Raw genomic sequence first — 22,575 nt, forward strand, 5'->3', positions numbered from 1 at the left:
TTTAAAAAGCAAATTTCATATTTGTTCTGCTGGCCAGCAAAAAGGATAAATAACTGCCTCATTAAGGCAACGGGATTGACCTGACCCGGATGGTTATAGGTCGTAAACGAAATAGACAATTATGGAAATCGAAATTCAAAAAATCGAGCCGGTAGTTTTTGAAGGAAGTTCAATCTTTGAGCTTTTTACTGAAGATACTCCACTAATTGATTTAGACAGCGACAAGTGCTGGCCTTCTTCATTTTAGTTAGGAGAAATGCTTTCTCGAGCCAGAGAGAAGCTGTCTTCTCTCTGGTTCTTTGAATGATGCTATCCATACACTATAAACGATATGAAAGTACAACAAAAACAAAATCTGCACCGGTTGATGTGGCTGGCAAATGTCCAGCAGTTTTTTCAGGACAAACCGGTTTCAATATTATGGGAGCATTATGCCACATGGATCAGTAACCGAGATAATTTTGAAACACTATACCGTGAATTCCCTTTAAAAAGGCTGTGTGAATTGAATACGGCAGGTATTGACCGGATTGATATCAATGGGATTCTGATCACTTTTCACTATGGTCCATACCGCCTGTTACCCAAATTGCTGGTGCAAATGGGTTATGAGATCACTTTGCTGGTGTCTGGGGCTGTATTGGAAAGAGAGATCGAACATTACAGATCGGAACTGGAAGATGCAGGAATGTTACAAGATAAACTGGAATGTATTGATGCAAACCAGGCAAACTCACTCCGACATATTCTGCGGGCTATTAAAAATAAACGCCTGGTGCTGCTATTCCTGGATGCTGATGAAGGGCTGGTAAAAGAGAAAGAGGGAATCGGAGAAAACAAGCTGGCTGTTCCTTTTGGAAGCCACTTCTTCTATTGGCGCACCAATATTTTTAAACTGGCATACCGTTTCGGAGTTCCTCTCCACTGCACTTTTATGAAGAGGGCAAATAACCCTGTCCAATGGCAAATAATACCATTTATCAATATTATGGATACTGCGGACGGACCGGCAGAAGAACTGATGATGCGCGCATTTGCTGCGCTGCAGATGGCTTTTCACCAGATGATGCAACAGGGATGGATCTATTGGGAAAACTGGGCTTTTATACATCAGTATAATGGGCAGGCAGCGATTGACAAAAAAGGTATTACGGCAAAAGGAAGCTGGCTCGCACCGTTCGAATATAATCGTAAAAAATATTTATTTGACGTAAAGAACAGACAATTCTTTGAAGTAGCTTCTTGTTTTACTGATAGTTAATTATTATTTTTGAGTTAACCTTTTTTATAGAATGAATATTCAACCAAACCTAACATCAATCCAGCAGAGTCTTGTGAAGCGTATGGCTATCTGTCTGGTAATCTTACTGCTGGGACTGACAATTGTCAATTCCGGTAAGCTCCATCTTTTTACCCCACTGACTTTTACCCTCTATGTGCTGCCTTTTATGCTATTTTTTTCCGTAATGTATACCTGTTACCAAATGGCGCTGAAAAAAGGTAGGTTATGGTTTTTATGGTGGTTGTTGCTTATACTGTTCGTGGGGATAACGTATAGGTGTGTCAAGTACTATTATTATGATCTGGTACCGCTATTTTTCAAAGGATTTACCAGCGCCTGGAAACCAGAACATAGAACCGAGCTACTTTCCCGAATTAGTAGTGGTCTGCTTTTTTTTGTTGCGATCGTGGCTGCCGATTATTTTGCGTGGGCACATTTCTATACGAACGCGCTTTTCAAAAAAGTACAGGTACAGCTGCACAGCATGTCGGACGTCCAATTGCTGTCGGGGCATTTTATGAGACGTCTGTACAATATTGTCCGCGTGCAGCGGAAATCTGTTCAGAGTGAAAGCCTGGATTTCTTTCAGTATGTGACCGATAAAATAGCCAAGCCTACAGTACTGGTCCCTTTGAAAGAGGAATGGCATTACTTAATGCTTTTGGTTTCTTATAGCATGGACCGCAGTTTTATTGTCGAAGGTGATGAATTGTTGGATCGTGGCATGTGGAATAGATCTATTCCAACGCTCTCCTTGATGACCTGGATTGAAAATGCCATTGCTTACAGTCCCTGCGATCCGGTAGAACCGATTGTCATCCGTTGGGTCAAAGTACAGCAGGGAATGCAGCTGCACATCAAAAATTGTATAGCCTCTGCAGATCTGCAACATGGGACAGGTAAAGGATTACAACTTGTTAACAGGCTTTATAAGCAGATGAATAACCAGTTTATTGAACTGGAGTATGCTATTGAGGATCAAAAATACTTTGTTATTAAATTGACCTTTAAATCTTAATCCAATGGCTAAATATGATGTCATGATTATCGATGATGATTTATTCGATATTCGAAAAGCTGAAAAAGCTTTAAGGGGAATTCCGCAGATGGGGGAAGTTAAGAGTTATACGAAAGCCATTGATGGTTTTAATGCCATAATTGAATGTCCTCCTGATGTTTTGTTGCTGGATGTTGAAATGTCCGATATGTCCGGACTGGACCTTTATCTTACTTTGCCTGTTGATAAAAGACCGCCGGTTATCCTGTACACCAAAACAGAAAAATATAGTTATAAGGGCATTAAAATAGCTGTTGCAGATTATCTGATCAAACCTGTCAGTTTTCCGGATTTATACATTGCTTTTAAGCGCGCTCTGGAGCAGAAAAATATCACGGTTAAGATTGATTTGGAAATAGAACCGAGTGGAAAGTGGTTCAAATTTAAAAACACGGACCGTTTTATTAAATTTTGTGATGTGGTCGCGATTGAGTCTATTAAAAATTATGTCATCTTTCATTTACGTCAAGCAGAGGATGACTTTGAGTACCGCCTCACGATGGAACAGGCTGAACAGTTTGTACCGAAGAGAACCTTCGTAAGGGTACACCGCGGTTTTATTGTCAACACTGATTTTACAACAAAGATAGTGGATAAAACCTTCGTACTGCCGGACCGACCGGATCTGCAGCTTAAAGTGAGCGATGTGGGATTAAAACGACTTTACAATATGAATTGATGGGGTTACTTTTATAAACCTAAATATATAACTATGCGTAAAAATCGCTATTTGAGGGGCTTTCTCATAAGCCCAGGGTATTCCTATGCCCAAAAATTAATCTTGTTGGAGCTCTTGGCGACCAAGCGTAAGCTTGCGGCATATCTTGATCTCCGTGAGCAGATGGAAGAGGACAACGTGCTGTTGCGCGATGCGGACTATGTCAAATCTTACGTGGGTATTTCGACAGAAACCCTTTATCGACTTCAACGGGACGGGTATATCTGCGTTGCCAGACGCACCCGAAACAAACGCTATTACCGCGATGTGGATGTGGAGCGTCTGAGGAATAGTTATCGCGGATAGCTGAAAAGGATCGCCCGATCTTTTGCTATTCTTAGCTACATTTAAAAAATTCGTCTCTTATTTTAAGGGACGAATTTTTTAAAATAGTGACCATCTTTCAGCGTGATTTGATTCTTATTTTCTTATAACCAACTTCTGCTTTTACTTCAGTTTTCTTCGACCTGGCTTCGGGATTTCATCGGCGGGCATGCATGAAATCTCGAAGCGCACCCGAGGCCGAGCCGAGAAAATGGTGGAATTGGTTAGGAATTAGTTACCTGTTTGTGTCTTATTTTTTTAGTCAATTTTGCACTGATTTTAACCTCAACTTTTGTTCAAGTCGGCAATGTATCGGTCAAAAATACGATGCTGGTCGGTCAGGTATCGGTCTTTCGTTTTACTTCTATTTGTAATTGTCTTTTAGTGTTTTATGTTTGCTATATCAATCAAAAGTACCGGTATAAAAGTGGTTGATTTTAATTTAAAAAAAATATGGGAACAATCGTAAATGGAGCAAATGGAGGTTTTAAAGGTAAAGCCGGCTCAGTAATAGGAAGTAGTTGGAAAAGTATCAACTACATCAAGGGACTTTATAAAAAAAGATCCAAACCCGCTTCGGAATTGCAGATGATGCAACAGGAAAAATTCAGAACATTGATGCGGTTTCTGCTTCCGATCAATATGTTTTTGAAAATTGGTTTCGGACGTAAAAATACGGAACGTTTAACTCCGATCAATGCGGCTTTTCAGTTTAATCTGAATAAAGCCATTACGGGTACGTATCCGGGCTATGCGTTGGATTACTCCAAAGTCAGTATATCGGATGGTACGTTATATGGCGGTGGCACGGTGTCCGTAGCGCATGCCGCAGGTGAGCTTACTTTTACCTGGGACCCGACTGCCAATGATACCTTTGAGACTTTTGGTGATGATATGGTCTTCGTGCTGGCTTATCATCCTGAAAAAGATGAGTTTATGTCGTCACCGGCACCGAGTACACGGGCGAGTGGGGAGATCAGCTTTATCATTTCAGAACATCTTCAGATAGGTATCGTGCATACCTGGATGTTTTTAGCCAATAGATCTAAAACAAGGGTGTCCAAAAGTGTATATCTGGGAGAGGTATTACTGAACTAATTAACAACCCGGGGTCAGGCATATCCGGTCTGACCCTTTTTTATATGGTATTTAAAAATATGGCAAAAAGAATCGTTAGTCCTGCGCAGGAGAGCGTAAGGACTGCATTTAAAATGGCTGTTGCTTTTTTGACACCACTGAAAGGGGTGATAAAAAAAGGTTTTGCAGAAAAGGCTAAACGTAAAAAGTCTGTCGCGTCATCGTTGGCACTCGGGCATGTGCTGCATGCCGCAATTAAGATAAGGGATGGTATGCCTCAGGTTGATCCTTCAGAGGTGATTTTAAGTGAAGGCGCACTGGCAACTATTCGGATAGAGCAGATCGAACGTTCTTCCGATCGTATCGAAGTGCTGCATAACTGGTTTCCTTCAGACTTTAGTGCGGGAGATGATTGCCTTACGCTTTGTGCTTATCAGCTGGAAAAAGGTTATGCTTTTGTGAATCAGCAGATCTGGCACCGGCAGGAAGGAAAGATAATCGTTCAGTTACCGAAAGGTTTTCAGAACGACGGCCTACATCTATATCTCATGGCCAGTGACCGTTCGGGAAGCAAATATTCCCGTTCTCAATATTTAGGGTATTCAACAAAATGAAAACAAAACATATCCTGCTGCTCCAACGGATTTATGGAGCTAAGGGAACGAATGGAACCATTACCTATAAAGGTGAGCTCATCTGTCATACCGTTGAACTCCCAGATCGTAACAATATCCCCCGAATAAGCTGTATCCCGATAGGTCAGTACAAACTGGAAAAGCGGCGTTACCCAAGACATGGGGAACAGATCGGTATTCCGCATGTATTAGGACGAGAAGCGATCATGATTCATGCTGCAAATGATGCGCTAAAGGAACTCTTAGGGTGTATCGCTCCGGTAACAACTTTAACAGGTGAAGGCAAGGGTGATTTCAGCGGAAAAGCATTGGCGAAATTAAAGGCTTTAGTCTATGAAATGTGGGATAAAGGGGAAGAGGTATATTTGGTGATTAAATAGTGACGTAGTGACGAGTAATTAAGTAACGTAGTAAAGGAGTGACCAGTGAAGGAGTCAAGAAGTGCCCCGTGAAGGAGGCAGGTAATGTGCCTCTGTCGCCGGCACAGGGCGACAAACGTTTTTCGTTAATGATTTTTATTTTTTGGTACTCAAGATTCTTTTCGAGAGTTGTCTTGACACAAAGTTTGACAAGCCGACCCTAGGGAGACCATGGATGCCGAAAAAACAAATACGAATCCATAACTCAAGGCTGTATTCCTTAATGCTATTTCTCCTTGAATAAGCTAAATGAATTTAAACTCGTTTCACTCAGACAGAAATTCATTTTTAACGCCTCTTCATCGGTGAAATTACGCAGTCGGAATACTAGGCCTTTTAGTTAAGCCTGCGGCTTTAGTGTTGACATAAAAGTAATCAAAAGCCGACCGTAGGGAGACCATGGATGCCGAAAAAACAGATACGAATCCATAACTCAAGGCTGTATTCCTTTATGCTATTTCACCTTGAATAAGCTAAATGAATTTAAACTCGTTTCACTCAGACAGAAATCCATTTTTAACGCCTCTTCATCGGTGAAATTACGCAGTCGGAATACTAGGCCTTTTAGTTAAGCCTGTGGCTTTTATGGAATAAACAGTGAACGAGTACGTTTCTAACCGACTAACTCATTCACTTTCTAACTACATACTAACATTAAAACATGAAAAAGATAATTCAAAAAATAAGTGCGGCGTTGCAAGTGGTCTTGCTGGCGCCGATTAAATTGCCGGGAAAGGCATTAAATATTATTAAATATATTGCTCTGGGACTTGGTGTGGTGGAGACTGTGCTGGAGGATAAAGACAATAAAGGAGAGGAGTCACCGCCAGATCAGATCCTACCTAATCAAGAAAAGGGGGGACAGGATGAAATCCAATGATATCCGTATCGGTACTTTAGGCGGAACACTTTGTTCGATATGGGCGAGTTTTTCGCTCGGTGATGTCCTGCAAACAGCACTAATGGCAGTTGTGGGGACGGTCGTGAGTTATGTGACAAGCCGGCTATTGGGAAGAATGAGGAAAAAGTGATAAATACAGGAGCATGCTTGTCTGTTGCTTGCTCCTGTAATTCTGCTAAGAATGAAAAAAACTTATTAAACTAGTTCAAGGTTATTTCTTAAACTAGTTTATGGGTAGTATCCCTAAGAACTGTTTAATTTTGTTCTTAATGCATAAACGTTTTAAATATGATAAAATATACAACACAGCAGATTAAAACTCGTATTGTTAAGCGCATGGTATTTGTGCTTATATTAGTTTTTACAGTATTTTCGATGACTAAAGCTACGGCACAGCAGATTAAGCTAGATGAGGATCGTTTAACTGCTATACAGACGTCTATGTCGATTACGCAAATTTAGGGCAAAAAAGCTGTCCGGGTAGTGAAGTCTGCCGCAGTCAAAGAAGATGATGAAGCGACTTATATTAAGATCAATGATTTCGATTTTAAAAATGGCGTGATCGAGGTGGATGTGCTGTCACGTTTACTTCCTGATGCACCAGCACACGCCAGAGGTTTCATAGGTCTTGCTTTCCGTATCAATAAAGATGATTCAAAATTTGAAAGCATTTACGTACGCCCTACCAATAGTACAGCAGACGACCAGCTGAGAAGAAACCGCACCATTCAGTATTTTTCTTATCCTAATTTTAAGTTCACACATTCCAGAGCAACCGCTCCGGGACAATATGAATCTTATGCGCCAATAGCGCTTGATAAATGGATAAAACTAAAGATTGAGGTAAATGGTAATCAAGCAAAATTATTTATCAATGGCTCAAAGCAACCATACCTGATTGTAAACGATCTAAAAATGGGTGCTGATCAATCCGGCTCTATAGGTCTTTTTGTCGATATCGGTACTGAAGGATTTTTCAGGAATCTAAAGGTGAGCCAGACGCCATAAATCCTCTAATTTATTGAGCTGTATTTTTATTAGATTAATTATAGCGGCAGATTCTTTAGTGTGATCGGTGTCAATTTATCCCCTCTAAATTTTATCATAAAGATTAGCTCAATCATCATTTACCCTAGATATTAGGATTGATACTCATTAAAATAGCTCCGTATTTATGTAAACATTTGAATATGATATTTGTTATACTATTAAAACAAGTCATAGTCAGGATAATAACCTTAAAATTAATCTACGTAAAAAGCTAGGAACTATCCTTAAATATTAGTATTTTTAATTATCATTTTAGGTATTAGAATGATTTATTTAACTTAATTTTTGATTACGAAGTCCACCGTATTTTTTTAAGCCGTTCAAGTAATAATTTCAGAAATTGCCGTGACTGCTAATTCTTGTAAAGAAAGCAAAATACTTGTATACAGGTAATTGCGATTTGGAATGCAGTTTTAATAACCGAAAACCTTTAGCACTAGTGTTAATGCCTGATAATTAAAGTTTATGAATAAGCGACGAGTAAATATAAATGAGTCGGAGCGATTAGATGCACTACACAAATACGAAATATTAGATACACAGCCAGAAGAAGATTTTGACCGTATTACCAAGATCGCTTCGCTGGTGTGCGGTGTACCTATATCACTCATTTCTCTAATTGATGAGGACAGGCAATGGTTTAAATCCCGCGTTGGCCTAGATGTCGGACAAACTTCCCGAAGCTTGGCATTCTGCCAATATGCTATTAAAGATCGTAATTTCATGGAGGTTCCAGATGCTCAACAAGATGAACGATTCAAAAATAATGAGCTTGTCACCTCGGATCCTTACATCAGGTACTATTTAGGATTTCCTTTAGTTGATCCGGATGGTTTTGCGCTAGGAACGCTTTGTGTAATTGATACCATACCTAAAGATTTAAGTTCAGACCAAAAACAGGTGCTGTCGCTGCTTCGTGATGAGGTCGTATCCCTGATCATCAATCGAAAAGAAAAAGAAAGATATAAAGAAAGCGAACAGGAATTAAAAGCATTTTTTGACAATTCCCAAAGTCTGATGTGTACGCACGACCTGGAAGGAAATCTGCTTAAAGTTAATAATGCGAGCGCAGCTATCTTAGGTTATACCAGAGCTGAAATTGAAAAATTGTCTCTTTACGATATTATTCCAAGCAAAGGACATGAAAACTTAGATGCATACCTCAAGCAACTTGTTAAAACTGGTACGGTAAAAGGAGAAATGCGTACGAGCACTAAGTCGGGCGAGTTACGTATCTGGTTGTTTAATAATATCCTACAGGCGAATGGTGATAAAAAACCTTATGTGATCGGTAATGCCGTTGATATTACGGAACAGCATTTTCTTGAGAAAGATCTAAGGGAAACTCAGGCGATGTTAACGCGCACCGGAAGGGTTGCCCGAATAGGTGGGTGGGAGTATAATCTGCTTGAAAAAAAATTGATCTGGTCTGATGTAACAAAAGAAATTCATGGTGTTCCACCTACTTATCAACCTGATATCGCTCAAGGGTTGGATTTTTACAAAGAGGGGGACAGTCGAATAAAAATTAGCCAAGCTATTGATGAGGCGATTACAAAAGGGACTCCATGGGATCTTGAATTGGAGATCTTCACATTTAAGGGTGAAGATCTTTGGGTACGGGCATTGGGCAATGCTGAGTTTGAAGATGGTCAATGCATTCGTTTATATGGTACCTTTCAAGATATTGATAAGCGAAAACGTATCGAGGCTGAATCTGTGAAGTCTAAAAAGCTTCTGGAGGATGTTCTGGAGGCGACATCGGCAGTAGGTATTATTGCGACAGATAATGAAGGTCTTATAACGCTCTTTAATAAAGGTGCCGAAAACCTTCTTGGTTACAGCACTGAGGAGGTTATCGGCAAATTCACACCTGCTCTTTTCCATGTAGAAGAAGAGATAATGGCCCGCGCGAATGAACTTACGATTGAATTGGGGCGTGAAGTTATGGGATTTCGTGTTTTTGTTGAGAAGCCTGAACTGTACGGGGCAGAGCAAAGAGAGTGGACCTATGTTAGAAAAGACGGACACTTATTATATGTTTCCCTTGCAGTAACTACCATTCGGGACACAGAAGAAAACATAATTGGTTATCTCGGTATTGCTACCGATATCAGCAAGATTATTCATCAACGGGAAGAATTGGAAAAAGCAAAAATTCTTGCTGAACAGGGAAGTATTGCGAAATCTGAATTTTTAGCAAATATGAGTCATGAAATCCGAACTCCTCTCAATGGAATCATCGGTTTTACAGATTTGATGACCAGAACTTCGCTCGATGATACCCAGCAAGAATACTTGTCTATTGTGGATCAGTCCGCAACTTTACTATTGAGTATCATTAACGACATTCTCGATTTTTCAAAAATTGAAGCCGGAAAACTGGAGCTGGACATTGATAAATGTGATCTTTATGAATTGCTGACGCAGGTAACCACTTTTTTGAATATTCAGGCACCGGGTAAAAATGTTGAATTTCATCTAAATATCTCGAAGGATGTACCGCAATATATCTGGGTCGATTCCCTTCGTGTTAAGCAGGTATTAATGAACCTCCTGAGCAATGCAAAGAAATTTACAGAGAAAGGTAAAATTGAGCTATGTGTCGATTTTTTATCTAAGGAAGATGATCTGATCAGCTTGCGTTTCAGTGTGCGGGATACGGGCATCGGTATAAAAGCTGAAAAACAGGAGAAAATTTTTGATGCTTTTTCGCAGGAAGATGCGTCGACAACAAAACGATACGGCGGTACAGGACTGGGATTAACGATCTCTAATAAACTGCTGAAGATGATGGGCAGCGGTTTAAAATTGGAGAGTACTTATCTGGTTGGGAGCCGTTTCTATTTTGATCTCAGTGTGCGGTATGATGATGGTGATGTACGCGAATGGCTAAATCTGAAAACCATTCGAGCGGTATTGATCGTAGCCAATGATCCTGCAAAGCGGACGCTTTTAGCACAGATGTTAAACCTGCAGAAAATTAAAGTTTTCGAAGCGGCTAATGGATTTGAAGTGTTGCAGCTGTTAATGAAGGGCAATCAGTATGATGCTATTATTATTGACAATGACCTCCCGATAATGAGCGGTGTTGAAACCATTAAAAAGATCAAGGAAAAATTATTTAGTATCGATAATGATCACACGATCATACCGATATTTGATGCTAACGAGGGAAATATAAGTAACATATGTACATCCTTAGGAATCCGGCATTGGCTCGAAAATCCGGTCGTATATAATGATCTGTATGCCGTTCTGTCAAAAATTGAAATACAGGAGATTGAAAAGGCCGGTGATCCTGGGCCAAAAGATCGGCAACATGGAGAAGGCTTTAAGATTCTTCTGGTGGAAGATAATGAATTTAACACACGTTTAGAGACCATCTTGATCCGAAACATCATGCGGGGAATCGAGATTCTGGAAGCTAAAGATGGACTACAGGGAATTGCGATTTTTAGGGAAATGCATCCAGATCTGGTTCTGATGGATATTCAGATGCCTGATATGAACGGCTATGAAGTCACGGAAGTAATACGTAAGGAAGAAACAGGAATTAGAACTCCTATTATAGCTTTAACTGCAGGAAATGTACTTGGGGAAAAGGAGAAATGTCTGGCAGCAGGAATGGATGATTTCGTGGTTAAACCAGTAGTTGAACAGACATTACGTGCCGTGTTGACCAAATGGCTTCATCGCGAATAGTGAGTACTAAATACGATATTTTAAATCGAGATTAAGACGGAAATTAATCTCGCAAAATCTATTATTTTTTCAATTTTGTTTTCTTTGAAAAAATAATGTTAACTTCCTGAATAACTAACTGATGCCACTATGAGTTATCCTATTCCTAAAGATCTGAAAGGCCTTACAGAAAATCAAGTGAAGGAGTCTGTTGAAAAATACGGCTATAATGATTTAAAAACTAAAAGCAATAACGGTACGTGGCGTTTACTGATGAACATCATTAAAGAACCGATGTTGATCTTATTGATCCTGATTTCTGTCATTTATCTAATTGTCGGGAACTATGCCGAAGCGTACTTCATGTTCGCCGCGGTAATTTTTGTGTCCGGCATTTCTTTTTATCAGGACTCCCGAAGCCACAAAGCCATGCAGGCTCTTGAAAAGTTAAATGAGCCCTTAAGTAATGTGATCCGTGACGGGCATATCATTGCTATCAAAACTCATGAAATAGCTGTCGGCGACTTATGTATTACTGAAGAAGGCCAGATCATCAATGCCGATGGCCGTATTGTGCACAGCAATGATTTTTCTGTTAATGAGTCTTCTCTTACCGGTGAAAGCCTATCGGTTTTCAAGGATGCGGATAGCACAGACAATAAGGTGTATAGCGGAACAATCACGGTGTCGGGTCTGGCTGTTTTTGAAGTACAGCAAATAGGCGAGCAAACGAAGTTGGGAAAGATAGGCCGTTCTATTGCTTCTATTACAGCGGAAAAATCACCCTTACAGGTACAGATTGAGCGTTTTGTGAAAAAGATGGCACTTGTTGGACTAGTGGTTTTTATACTGGTATGCCTGGCCAATTATTTTCAGACCAAAAGTTTTATTGACAGTCTTTTAAACGGCCTTACTTTGGCCATGTCAATTCTTCCCGAAGAGATTCCTGTGGCATTTACGACTTTTATGGCACTGGGTGCCTGGAGGCTTATGCGGGACGGTGTTATTATTAAAAAATCGAGTATCGTTGAAACCTTGGGGAGCACCACAGTCATCTGCACGGATAAAACGGGTACGATAACGGAAAATACGATGCATCTGGTTGCTGTTTACAGTGAGGTTGGTCAGTGTACCGCTAATGAGAAGGATTACCATATGCCCGAAGTGGCAAGTGTGATACAGACGGCTATGTGGGCCAGCGAACCTGTGCCTTTCGATCCAATGGAGAAAGAACTCCACCGCCTTTACGAGCAGACTGAAAAAAATGACCGCCGCGCACAGTTTGAGCTATTTCACGAGTATCCGTTGGAAGGAAAACCGCCGATGATGACCCATCTGTTTAAAAATAAGAACGGTGAACGTCTTATTGCCGCTAAAGGAGCACCTGAAGCTATTCTTGAAGTGAGCCGGCTTACAGATGAGAAAAAAGAGGCATTGCGGGTAGTGGTTGATCAATTCGGACAGCAGGGATATCGGGTATTGGGAGTAGCATCTGCCATTTATGAAAGCGATGACTTTCCCGAAAAACAGCAGGATTTTCCGTTTGATTTTGTCGGCTTTGTTGTTTTTTACGATCCACCGAAGAAAGGGATAGAAAGGGTGTTTAAGCACATCTATGAGGCAGGGATCAAAGTTAAAATGATTACGGGTGATAACTCCAATACCGCAGGTTCTATCGCAGCACAGGCGGGTATTAAAAATGCATCTGCTCATATCGAAGGAAAGGAATTGATTGTGCTTTCTGAGGAAGAGCTGGACAAAAAGGTACAAGAAATTACTCTCTTCGCCCGCATGTATCCGGAGGCAAAGCTGGCCGTGGTGAAATCGCTTAAGCGCCAAGGTGAGGTGGTGGCCATGTTAGGAGATGGAGTAAATGATGCTCCGGCACTGAAAGCGGCACATATCGGTGTAGCCATGGGTCATAAAGGAACTGAAATAGCGAAGGCCGCCGCCGCAGTCGTTCTTATTGAAGATGATTTTTCTAAGTTGGTGCTGGCAATTGCAGCGGGTAGACGCATCTATGCCAATATTAAGAAAGCGATTCAATACATTATTTCTATTCATATTCCCATAATCTTGACGGTATCACTACCGCTATTTTTGGGTTGGGTATATCCGCAGATTTTCACTCCCATACATGTTATATTTTTGGAACTGGTAATGGGACCTACCTGTTCGATTGTCTATGAAAATGAGCCCATGGAAAAAAATGCCATGCAGCGTAAACCACGTCCTATATCGGAGACCTTTTTAAACTGGAAAGAACTGATGATCAGTGTGGTTCAGGGGCTGGTGATTACCGCAGGTGTTCTTGTTATCTATCAATATGCTCTGAGACAGGGAGGAGATGAGAAAACGGTTAGGAGTATGGTCTTTACGACATTGATCTTTGCTAATATCCTACTGAGTTTTATCAACCGTTCTTTTTACTACTATATATACGAGACCATCACGTATAAGAATCGTCTTATCTATTACATCACCGGCATTACTTTACTGTTTATGTTGATGATGCTATATGTTAAACCTGTTTCCGATTTCTTTAGCATGACGGATCTGGGATTTACGCAGGTGTTAATTTGTTTGTTGGTCGCCGTGCTCAGTACGCTCTGGATGGATCTTTACAAATGCTGGAAACGATCACGAACTGAATAGTAATTATTACGGTCTTTATCTAATGAATAAGTTACAGCACCTCCGTCGATCAAACTAAAAAGATCGTATATAGCATTTATTGGAGGGGAATTATTGATTCTTTTAATTTCGGTTAAAGCTTATTTAAAAATAAGCAAAAAGCTGTTCAGACCTAACTAGTAGGTGATTATTTAGAATATTTTTAATTCGAATTCCTAAATTCATGAGTCGTCACACTCGTTTTTCTGTGTGAAAAGATGCGTAAAATGTTGTTTGTATTTAAGTTTAATTTGAAGAACTCTTTACAGATCTGCTTGTATTTGTTAAATACCTATATTATCGCATCATTTATCAATTAGGACTGATATACTATTTCGTGAAAAGATATTAGCCATGCTCAAGAAATGTTTTAAAGGCGCTTTTAAATTTTAATGTTCTTCCCACAACCTAAATAAGGGAAAGTTAAAGCACAAAACTTATCATATAAAGTTATTAGCCGTGGTTTATGCGTGTTATTTCCATAAAGTACGCGATTTGTTGCTCTTAAGAACCATACGCATCATAGGTATGTTCTCCTTAAAAAATGAACTAAACTATGTCTTTGAAAGAACCGATCTTAAAAATTTTAGCAAAACAATACGCCCCATCTTCGATGATTGAACAAAAATTTGGTCGTTATGATCTCCTGTTTAAAACGGATGAGGAAGGCAGGCCAATCTTACTTTTTATAGGTACAAAAGCTTCTAACGGTAATATTATCGGTGAACGCTATGCTCGTAGGTTAAAAATAGACGATGAGGGCAATACCATTAAAGATCATTGGGAGCTAAAAGGAAAGGCGACCTAAACGTAGACTTTAGCGTAATCTAAATCTCTGCTCATTAGGAAAGAACAAGGTATAGCATTTTAATTGTGAAATTATGGCGTTAGAAAAATATCAGCAAAAAAGATCAAAGGAAAGTACACCAGAACCTTTTGGCGGTATACCTTCTGGTAAAGAACTTAGATTCGTAGTCCAAAAGCATGATGCATCGCACCTGCATTATGACTTCCGTTTGGAGATGGATGGTGTGCTTAAAAGTTGGGCAGTACCAAAAGGTCCTTCGCTTGATCCTGATATTAAAAGGCTGGCCATGATGGTCGAAGATCACCCGTACGATTATCGAAATTTTGAAGGTGTCATTCCAAAAGGTCAATATGGTGGAGGCACTGTGATTGTTTGGGATGAGGGGACATATGAAACTGGGGATGCCGAAGATACCGATCTGAAAAAGCAGGAAAAAGATCTTTTGAAACAATTAAAAGCAGGTAAGCTAAAATTTAAGCTAAACGGTAAAAAACTGAGAGGTGAATTTGCGCTCGTCAAAGCATATGGTAAAGCTGAAAATAGTTGGTTGTTGATGAAGCTTGATGACCAGTATGCCAGTACAAAAGATATTACATTGAAGGATAAATCTGTAATTTCTAAAAAGAGCATCGCCCAGATGGAAAAGTCGCCTGATCACATTTACGGTAAGAAAACCGTTACCAAAAAAAGCACGGTAAAAAAGAAAACGGGTGGCAAAAAACAAACTGCTTTACCTGTTGATGAACAGCTTGACAATACCGATGAAAAACCGGATCAGGATACTGACGTGCCGATGCTGTTAAAGGATGCTCCCAAAAAGCTTTTTTATGAACAGGTGGAACCCATGCTGGCCACATTAACCGATGAGCCATTTGACAGCGATGAGTGGCTGTATGAAGTAAAATGGGATGGATACCGTGCTGTTTCATTTCTGCAAGGACAACAGGTTACCATCAAATCCCGTAACGATAAAAGCTTTAATGATAAATTTTACCCCATTTATAATGAGCTAAAAGCGATGAAGCTCGAAGCTGTTTTGGATGGCGAAATTGTAGTGGTCGGAACCGACGGACATGCTAATTTTGGCGCATTGCAAAACTGGCGCAGCGAAGCAGACGGTGATTTGTTATACTACGTATTTGATATCATATGGTATAAAGGAAAAGATCTTACCCATTTAACATTAACGGAACGCAAGGCAATCCTTCAAAAAATATTACCAACGAGCGAAACGATTAAATTAAGCACGCCTTTTTATACTTCAGGCATTAAATTTTTGGAGAGCGCGAAGGATTTAGGGCTTGAAGGGATTATGGCAAAACGGAAGGATAGTGCTTACCATGTGCATGCACGGACAAAGGACTGGTTAAAGATCAAAGCAAACAAACGTCAGGAAGTGGTCATCGGCGGGTTTACAAAAAATGAAGGTACAAGTAAATTATTCAGTAGTATCCTTGTTGGTGTATATGAAGGAAAAGAACTGGTTTACACGGGTAAAGTAGGAACCGGTTTTAGCGATAAACTACAAAAAGAAATGCTGGAGAAGTTCAATAAAGTGATCGCAGATAAATCTCCATTCAGCACAGAACCTGACGTAAATAAAGCTTCCCGATTCCGACCTGATCCGCCACATGCAAATGTCACCTGGTTACTTCCTAAACTAATCTGTGAGGTGAGTTTTACAGAGATGACGACAGATGGTGTGATGCGGCATCCCTCATTTAACGGATTGAGGGAAGATAAAGATCCAAAAACAATTGTTCTGGAAAAAGAAGTATCAGCCCGTCAGATTGTTGAAGGATCTGAGGAGAACATAATCGAAACCCACAGCAAAATGAAACGAAAAACGTTACTGAATCCGACAGATAAGACACAGGTGAAAAAGGTCAATAAGCATGAACTTAAATTCACGAACCTGGATAAGATTTTTTGGCCAAAAGAGAAAATTACAAAGCGTGACCTGATTAATTATTATTATCAGATCGCGCCATACATATTGCCTTATCTAAAAGATAGGCCACAGAGCATGAACCGGTTTCCGGATGGCATAACAGGCGAGGGCTTTTATTTTAAGAATGTGGCCGACAGCGCTCCAGAATGGGCTGATACTTACCTGTATAAAAGTGAAACCGATCAGAAAGATAAACTATACCTGGTTGGGAAAGATGAGGCAACCTTACTTTACATGGCTAATCTAGGCTGTATTGAAATGAATCCTTGGAGCAGTACGATCAAGAAACCCGACAATCCGACATTTTGTATTATTGACCTTGATCCGGATAAAAATTCATTTAATCAGGTGATTGAAACTGCCCAGGTTGCCAAACAATTGCTGGACGATATGGGCGTGCCCAGCTATTGCAAAACGAGTGGGTCTACAGGACTGCATATCTACATTCCCCTGAACAACAAATATACCTACGAACAGTCCAAAGAATTTGCACGTGTGATCGTAACACTTATCAATCGGGAGCTGCCCGATTATACAACGCTGGAGCGCACCGTAAAAGATCGAAAGGGTAAAATGTATCTCGATTTTCTGCAGAACAGACCGCACGCAACGATTGCAGCGGCCTACTCGGTGAGACCAAAGCCTGGGGCTACGGTCAGCATGCCATTATATTGGGAAGAGGTTAAAAAAGGACTTAAGATGAGCGATTTTACTTTATTTAATGCTGTGGAAAGAGTGGAAAGTTTAGGTGATATTTTTAAACCTGTGCTAGGTAAAGGAATTGATCTCAAAAAAGTAATTGAAAAATATGCAGCAGAATAGGTAAATACCATCACTGTAGGACGGTTTACTGATGGACGATGACAAGATATAATATTCCAATAAATGAAAAATTATGAAAAGAGACGGAGCTAACATAAGTTATTGGCAAGACACAAGTGAGTGGTGTGATTTTAAAGAGGTAGTACAGCAAAATGATTATGATGTGGTCATCATAGGCGCAGGTCTAACGGGGATTACTACGGGTTTAATGCTTCAAAAGGCAGGTAAAAACTGTCTAATTGTAGAGGCCAATACCTTTGGCTTTGGCACAACTTCAGGCACTTCTGCGCATCTGAATACTGTTCTTGACACCCCTTACTGCGATCTGATCGCTAATTTTGGCAAAGAAAATGCCATCCTATCGGCTAACGCAGCCAAAGAGGCGTTAAAGATTATTTTCAACCATGTGCAAGAATTTGAAATTTCCTGTGATTTTGCATATTGTGACGGCTATATGTATGCCACCAATGAAGATGAAGAAAAAGAATTGAAAAAAATATATGATGCTATTCTTGAGGTAGGTCTGAAAGTTACCTATACCGACGACATTCCTGGTCCGATGGATAAAACAAAAGCGATAAAATTTGAAGAACAAGGCCGTTTTCATCCTTTGTTATATCTACAAGCTCTGGTAGAAGAGTATGAAAAATTGGGCGGTGATATTCGGGAACGGACCACAGTTACAGAAATCAATGAAGAAAATAATCGACAACGAGTAACGGTTGATAACGGTACCAATTATCACGCAGACGCTGTTGTTTATGCGACACATACGCCACCGGGTACGCATTTATTGACGTTTAAACTTGCCCCCTATAGAAGCTATGTGATGGGATTTCGCTTAAAGGATGACAATCAATATCCCGAAGATCTCATCTACGATATGCAGGATCCTTTCCACTACTTTAGAAAAGCAACGTATCAGAATCAAAATATATTATTAGTTGGAGGACAGGATCATAAAACGGGTCAACATCCTAATCCTGAATTCAATTTTGTAATATTGGAGGCATTCGTAAGAAAGCATTATGCTGTTGAAGAGGTGGTATACAGATGGTCTTCTCAGTACTATGATAGTACAGACGGACTCCCATATATCGGTTATTTTCCAGGAAAGAAATCCAAACAGCAGTTTGTTGCCACTGGATATAGTGGAAACGGTATGATCTTCAGCACCTTGTCTGCAAAAATTATTTCCGACCTTATTGTTAATGGATCTAGTGAATATGAAAAATTGTTTTCACCTGGAAGGATCAAGCCCATCGCTGGATTTTCAAATTTTATTACTGAAAACTTTAATGTCGCAAAACATCTCATCTTGGACCGCCTTACTATAGATAAGATTGATGATTTAGCTGATCTCGCAAAGGGGGAAGGAAAAATTGTCGATTATCAAAAGCACACAATAGGTTTATATAAGGATTCGGAAGGAACATTACTTGCCGTTGATCCAGTGTGTAAACATGCCGGCTGTATCGTGCAATGGAATAACACCGAAAAAAGTTGGGACTGCCCTTGTCATGGTGCACGCTATGCGCCAAATGGAGATTTACTCACAGGTCCGGCGACGGAAGGCTTGTGTACCTACAACTTAGATGAGGGAGATGAATAATTCCTTATATTAACCTGTAACTGAGCCTTTGTTGATGATAAACTTGTCATTTTAGCAATTGAACACAGAACTTTCTTACAGAGTAAAGATAAGCTGTAATTTTTTAAATTATGTTATTAGGTACGAATAAGTTGTCTATAGGTACGAACAAGTTGTCTACAGGTGCTTAATACGTTCTCTATGGGTAAATACCCGAAATATGTCTTTTGTGAACTAACAGTGAAGTGGCATGTTCTTTTTCTATAAGTGTTAAATCAACTAAAAACAAGTATTATGGAAAATAACTTCAACAACCCTGACATCATCAATGACTTAATAAAGATTAATAATGATCGCATTGCGGGTTATAAAAGAGCTTTAGATCTTGCTCATGGTTTAGAGCTTGACACCCTGCGCCAGCTATTTGCAAATAACATCTTACAGTCCGAACGTTTTATTGAAGAATTGAAACCTTATGTGCTTCGAGAAGGGGAGAAACCTACCGATGAGACGATGTTAAGTGGTAAGCTGTTTAGAATGTGGATGAGTATCAAAGGAAATATTGTCGGAAACGATAGATATAGTTTGCTCGAAAGTTGCGAAAAGGGGGAAGATGCGTTTAAAGAAATGTATAAAAAAATACTTGTAGAGGATGTCAATGATTTATCATTGGGCGCATGTAATAAATTGTTAGAGCAATTGAGCAAACAATCTGAAGCGCATAATGAGATTAAAAGTTTGCGCGATAACGTAACATTATAAATCCGAATATTATGAAAAACGAAACTGGAACTACCCCGAAATTTAAAACTAAATCTTCCATTACTGCGGAGCCGGCATTGAATGAGCTTTTTATGGATGGGATTATGGACCTGTACTGGGCAGAAAATCATTTGGTTAAAACCTTACCAAAGATGATCAAAGCAGCTACATCACCGGCATTGGTGAAAGCAATTACCAATCATTTGAAAGAAACGGAAGAGCATGTCGCGCGTCTGGAAAACATTTTCCAACTGATGGGAAAAGTCGCCATTGCTAAAAAATGTGATGCAATGGAAGGTCTAGCAAAAGAAGGAGAGGGTATTATCGAAAGTACTGAGGCGGGAACAGCCACGCGGGATGTCGGTATTATTTTAGCCTCTCAAAAAGTGGAACATTATGAAATTGCCAGTTATGGCGGTTTGCTGCAGTTATCCAATACATTGGGATTGCCGGAAGTAGCTACCCTACTTGAACAAACGCTTGCTGAAGAGAAGGCCGCTGATATCCTGTTGACCGAAGTAGCGGAAGATGAAGTGAACTATACGGCTGCTGAAGAATCATAAATTATAAAATCGTAGATGATGAAAAAAAAAGATATGTTAGAACAAGCTGCAGTTTCTGCAGAAAATGATAAAACAAAATCTCTTGCTCCCCATACAACAGATGCCACAGATCAATCGATGACAACAGACCATGGATTGGCCATCAATGACGACCAGAACTCCCTTAAAGCTGGCGACCGCGGCGCAACGTTGCTGGAAGATTTTATTCTCCGGGAGAAACTTACTCATTTTGATCACGAACGGATCCCTGAGCGTGTCGTCCACGCGCGCGGATCGGGGGCTCATGGGGTCTTCAAATTGTATGAATCTTTAGCTAGTGTAACCAAAGCTGGCTTTTTAAATGATACCGAAATTGAAACGCCTGTATTTGTTCGGTTTTCGACTGTGGCAGGTTCCAAAGGATCTACAGATCTGGCTAGAGATGTGCGGGGTTTCGCGGTTAAATTCTATACCCAACAAGGCAACTTTGATCTGGTGGGTAATAATATGCCGGTATTTTTTATTCAGGATGCCATGAAATTTCCAGATCTTGTTCATGCTGTGAAACCAGAGCCTGATAATGAAATTCCGCAAGCAGCATCTGCGCACGATACATTTTGGGATTTTATTTCGGTCATGCCCGAATCTACCCATATGATCATGTGGCTGATGAGTGACCGCGCCATACCGCGCAGTTACCGGATGATGGAAGGTTTTGGAGTCCATACCTTTCGTTTTATCAATGAGCAAGGTGAAGCGCATTTTGTCAAGTTCCATTGGAAACCTTTACTGGGTGTCCACTCCGTTGCTTGGGATGAAGCCCAAAATATCTCAGGAAAAGATCCGGATTTCCACAGAAGGGATCTTTGGGAGGCAATAGAAAGTGGGGCATTCCCAGAATGGGAATTAGGGGTACAGATTGTGGCAGAAAAAGATGAATTTAAGTTTGGCATTGACCTCTTAGATCCGACCAAGATTATTCCCGAAGAACAGGTTCCGGTACAACGGATAGGAAAGATGACCTTGAATCGCAATCCTGATAATTTCTTTGCTGAAACGGAGCAGGTGGCATTCCATGTCGGAAATGTAGTGCCGGGTATTGATTTTACAAACGATCCTTTGCTACAAGGCCGCTTATTTTCTTATACCGATACGCAGTTGATCCGGTTAGGAGGACCTAATTTTCATGAAATCCCAATCAATCGCCCCATTGTTCCGGTGCATAATAACCAAAGGGACGGTTTTATGCGTCAAACAATTAACCGAGGTAAGGTCAGCTATGGACCCAATTCAATGGGTAATAACGATCCGCAGCAGGTGAAAGAAGCCGATGGTGGCTTTACTTCTTATGAGGAACGCATCGATGCAAGAAAAGTAAGAAATAGAAGCAAAAGCTTTCTTGATCATTTTAGTCAAGCGAGGTTGTTTTTTTACAGCCAATCGGAGCCGGAAAAAAATCACATCATAGATGCTTTTAGCTTTGAATTAGGGAAAGTAAAAACAGTCGCCGTTCGTGAAAGAATGGTCGGAATTTTATCACTGGTTGATAAAGGATTGGCTGCCGCTGTTGCCTTCCAGTTGGGGCTTCAAGTTCCTGCTGTTTTAGAGCAGCCAGTGAACCGTAGTATACCCGCAGATGGTAATCCTGAGGATTATAAACCGGTACAAGTTGATGGAGAGGTGAAAAAATCAGAAGCCTTAAGTATGGCAAATACTGTTAAGGACAGCATAATCAGTAGAAAGATTGCGATCCTAGCCGCTGATGGCGTCAATGCGAAATCTTTGAATTCCTTGAAAGAAAGTGTGATCGCGGCGGGCGGAGTAGTCCATGTGATCGCACCAAAACAGGGCATGGTGATTGCGGCGGATGATTCTGTTGTGCCAGTGGATGAAAGCTTTTTGACCGCGGCATCCGTGCTATACGACGCTGTATATGTACCCGGAGGCACGAATAGTGTGGCAACGCTGGAAGCTGAAGCAAATGCCGTTCATTTTTTGAATGAAGCATTTAAGCATTGTAAAGCAATTGCAGCCGATGAACAGGCGCTACAGGTACTCGAGGCGACTTATTTCTTTAAGAAACTTCCGGAAGATTTTTCTGAGGAATCTGTTCTGGCGGAAGGTGTGGTCGTTGCAGAAGATGGAGCTGCACTAGCGCCGTTATTTATGCAAGCAATAGCACAGCATCGCTTTTGGAACCGTGAAAAACCACGATTGATACCTGCATAATCATTCCGTATATTGTTAATAAAAAATACCCGGTACTGTGGAGTGCCGGG

General features: G+C 40.4%; 19 protein-coding genes. All 19 read left to right on the forward strand.

Translation table 11 applies throughout. The features are described 5' to 3' along the window. Positions 1-331 precede the first annotated feature (331 nt). The 19 genes from JAZ75_RS19315 to JAZ75_RS19400 all read left to right on the forward strand — a co-directional run bounded on the left by JAZ75_RS19315 (position 332) and on the right by JAZ75_RS19400 (position 22,525). Positions 332-1,261 (forward strand): hypothetical protein, encoded by a 930-nt coding sequence (locus JAZ75_RS19315; protein WP_208697708.1) that lies wholly within the window; start codon positions 332-334, stop codon positions 1,259-1,261. 31 nt (positions 1,262-1,292) lie between these two features. After that, positions 1,293-2,300 carry a hypothetical protein gene (locus tag JAZ75_RS19320; RefSeq protein ID WP_208697710.1) on the forward strand — a complete coding sequence of 336 codons (1,008 nt, stop codon included), beginning with the start codon at positions 1,293-1,295 and terminating at the stop codon, positions 2,298-2,300. Positions 2,301-2,304: 4 nt separating this feature from the next. Beyond that, positions 2,305-3,018 (forward strand): LytR/AlgR family response regulator transcription factor, encoded by a 714-nt coding sequence (locus JAZ75_RS19325; protein ID WP_208697712.1) that lies wholly within the window; start codon positions 2,305-2,307, stop codon positions 3,016-3,018. A 33-nt stretch (positions 3,019-3,051) separates the two neighbouring features. Beyond that, positions 3,052-3,363, forward strand: a complete 312-nt coding sequence (locus JAZ75_RS19330) for a MerR family transcriptional regulator (protein ID WP_208697714.1) — start codon at positions 3,052-3,054, stop codon at positions 3,361-3,363. 471 nt (positions 3,364-3,834) lie between these two features. Continuing rightward, positions 3,835-4,479, forward strand: coding sequence for a DUF6266 family protein (locus JAZ75_RS19335; protein WP_208697715.1), 645 nt, complete (start codon positions 3,835-3,837; stop codon positions 4,477-4,479). A gap of 59 nt (positions 4,480-4,538) precedes the next feature. Then, a complete protein-coding gene (locus JAZ75_RS19340) occupies positions 4,539-5,072 on the forward strand; it encodes a DUF6266 family protein (protein WP_208697717.1) in 534 nt (177 codons plus the stop codon). Continuing rightward, positions 5,069-5,473, forward strand: coding sequence for a DUF5675 family protein (locus JAZ75_RS19345; RefSeq protein ID WP_208697719.1), 405 nt, complete (start codon positions 5,069-5,071; stop codon positions 5,471-5,473). Before JAZ75_RS19340 ends, JAZ75_RS19345 begins: the two co-directional genes overlap by 4 nt. A gap of 700 nt (positions 5,474-6,173) precedes the next feature. Then, positions 6,174-6,392 (forward strand): hypothetical protein, encoded by a 219-nt coding sequence (locus JAZ75_RS19350; protein ID WP_208697720.1) that lies wholly within the window; start codon positions 6,174-6,176, stop codon positions 6,390-6,392. After that, positions 6,379-6,543, forward strand: a complete 165-nt coding sequence (locus tag JAZ75_RS19355) for a hypothetical protein (protein ID WP_208697722.1) — start codon at positions 6,379-6,381, stop codon at positions 6,541-6,543. The genes JAZ75_RS19350 and JAZ75_RS19355 overlap by 14 nt, the downstream gene beginning before the upstream one ends. Positions 6,544-6,701: 158 nt before the next feature. Continuing rightward, the gene (locus tag JAZ75_RS26040; RefSeq protein WP_232789269.1) at positions 6,702-6,875 is read left to right on the forward strand and encodes a hypothetical protein; all 174 of its coding nucleotides are present in this window, start codon (positions 6,702-6,704) and stop codon (positions 6,873-6,875) included. Positions 6,876-6,896: 21 nt separating this feature from the next. Further along, positions 6,897-7,421 carry a DUF1080 domain-containing protein gene (locus tag JAZ75_RS19360; protein WP_232789270.1) on the forward strand — a complete coding sequence of 175 codons (525 nt, stop codon included), beginning with the start codon at positions 6,897-6,899 and terminating at the stop codon, positions 7,419-7,421. A 507-nt stretch (positions 7,422-7,928) separates the two neighbouring features. Then, entirely contained in the window at positions 7,929-11,168 is a 3,240-nt protein-coding gene (locus tag JAZ75_RS19365; RefSeq protein WP_208697724.1) for a PAS domain S-box protein, read from the forward strand. 129 nt (positions 11,169-11,297) lie between these two features. Next, positions 11,298-13,802 carry a cation-translocating P-type ATPase gene (locus JAZ75_RS19370; RefSeq protein ID WP_208697726.1) on the forward strand — a complete coding sequence of 835 codons (2,505 nt, stop codon included), beginning with the start codon at positions 11,298-11,300 and terminating at the stop codon, positions 13,800-13,802. Between the two features lie 574 nt (positions 13,803-14,376). Further along, positions 14,377-14,628 carry a hypothetical protein gene (locus JAZ75_RS19375; RefSeq protein WP_208697728.1) on the forward strand — a complete coding sequence of 84 codons (252 nt, stop codon included), beginning with the start codon at positions 14,377-14,379 and terminating at the stop codon, positions 14,626-14,628. Between the two features lie 73 nt (positions 14,629-14,701). After that, complete coding sequence (ligD, locus tag JAZ75_RS19380) at positions 14,702-17,401, forward strand: DNA ligase D (RefSeq protein ID WP_208697730.1); 2,700 nt, start codon at positions 14,702-14,704, stop codon at positions 17,399-17,401. Positions 17,402-17,474: 73 nt separating this feature from the next. Further along, entirely contained in the window at positions 17,475-19,013 is a 1,539-nt protein-coding gene (locus JAZ75_RS19385) for an FAD-dependent oxidoreductase (protein WP_208697732.1), read from the forward strand. A 273-nt stretch (positions 19,014-19,286) separates the two neighbouring features. Next, entirely contained in the window at positions 19,287-19,754 is a 468-nt protein-coding gene (locus tag JAZ75_RS19390; RefSeq protein ID WP_208697734.1) for a ferritin-like domain-containing protein, read from the forward strand. Positions 19,755-19,765: 11 nt separating this feature from the next. Then, a complete protein-coding gene (locus tag JAZ75_RS19395; RefSeq protein WP_208697741.1) occupies positions 19,766-20,317 on the forward strand; it encodes a ferritin-like domain-containing protein in 552 nt (183 codons plus the stop codon). A 15-nt stretch (positions 20,318-20,332) separates the two neighbouring features. Continuing rightward, positions 20,333-22,525: a catalase gene (locus JAZ75_RS19400; protein ID WP_208697743.1), complete on the forward strand. Its 2,193-nt coding sequence runs from the start codon at positions 20,333-20,335 to the stop codon at positions 22,523-22,525. The last annotated feature ends 50 nt before the right edge of the window (positions 22,526-22,575 follow it).

Source organism: Sphingobacterium sp. UDSM-2020, assembly GCF_016132525.1.
In the GTDB taxonomy this organism is placed as follows: domain Bacteria; phylum Bacteroidota; class Bacteroidia; order Sphingobacteriales; family Sphingobacteriaceae; genus Sphingobacterium; species Sphingobacterium anhuiense.

What these genes read in the sequence shown, in the direction of transcription:
- JAZ75_RS19315 (WP_208697708.1), top strand. Translation starts at nt 332, where the DNA reads ATGAAAGTACAACAAAAACAAAATCTGCACCGGTTGATGTGGCTGGCA.
- JAZ75_RS19320 (WP_208697710.1), top strand. Translation starts at nt 1,293, where the DNA reads ATGAATATTCAACCAAACCTAACATCAATCCAGCAGAGTCTTGTGAAG.
- JAZ75_RS19325 (WP_208697712.1), top strand. Translation starts at nt 2,305, where the DNA reads ATGGCTAAATATGATGTCATGATTATCGATGATGATTTATTCGATATT.
- JAZ75_RS19330 (WP_208697714.1), top strand. Translation starts at nt 3,052, where the DNA reads ATGCGTAAAAATCGCTATTTGAGGGGCTTTCTCATAAGCCCAGGGTAT.
- JAZ75_RS19335 (WP_208697715.1), top strand. Translation starts at nt 3,835, where the DNA reads ATGGGAACAATCGTAAATGGAGCAAATGGAGGTTTTAAAGGTAAAGCC.
- JAZ75_RS19340 (WP_208697717.1), top strand. Translation starts at nt 4,539, where the DNA reads ATGGCAAAAAGAATCGTTAGTCCTGCGCAGGAGAGCGTAAGGACTGCA.
- JAZ75_RS19345 (WP_208697719.1), top strand. Translation starts at nt 5,069, where the DNA reads ATGAAAACAAAACATATCCTGCTGCTCCAACGGATTTATGGAGCTAAG.
- JAZ75_RS19350 (WP_208697720.1), top strand. Translation starts at nt 6,174, where the DNA reads ATGAAAAAGATAATTCAAAAAATAAGTGCGGCGTTGCAAGTGGTCTTG.
- JAZ75_RS19355 (WP_208697722.1), top strand. Translation starts at nt 6,379, where the DNA reads ATGAAATCCAATGATATCCGTATCGGTACTTTAGGCGGAACACTTTGT.
- JAZ75_RS26040 (WP_232789269.1), top strand. Translation starts at nt 6,702, where the DNA reads ATGATAAAATATACAACACAGCAGATTAAAACTCGTATTGTTAAGCGC.
- JAZ75_RS19365 (WP_208697724.1), top strand. Translation starts at nt 7,929, where the DNA reads ATGAATAAGCGACGAGTAAATATAAATGAGTCGGAGCGATTAGATGCA.
- JAZ75_RS19370 (WP_208697726.1), top strand. Translation starts at nt 11,298, where the DNA reads ATGAGTTATCCTATTCCTAAAGATCTGAAAGGCCTTACAGAAAATCAA.
- JAZ75_RS19375 (WP_208697728.1), top strand. Translation starts at nt 14,377, where the DNA reads ATGTCTTTGAAAGAACCGATCTTAAAAATTTTAGCAAAACAATACGCC.
- ligD (WP_208697730.1), top strand. Translation starts at nt 14,702, where the DNA reads ATGGCGTTAGAAAAATATCAGCAAAAAAGATCAAAGGAAAGTACACCA.
- JAZ75_RS19385 (WP_208697732.1), top strand. Translation starts at nt 17,475, where the DNA reads ATGAAAAGAGACGGAGCTAACATAAGTTATTGGCAAGACACAAGTGAG.
- JAZ75_RS19390 (WP_208697734.1), top strand. Translation starts at nt 19,287, where the DNA reads ATGGAAAATAACTTCAACAACCCTGACATCATCAATGACTTAATAAAG.
- JAZ75_RS19395 (WP_208697741.1), top strand. Translation starts at nt 19,766, where the DNA reads ATGAAAAACGAAACTGGAACTACCCCGAAATTTAAAACTAAATCTTCC.
- JAZ75_RS19400 (WP_208697743.1), top strand. Translation starts at nt 20,333, where the DNA reads ATGATGAAAAAAAAAGATATGTTAGAACAAGCTGCAGTTTCTGCAGAA.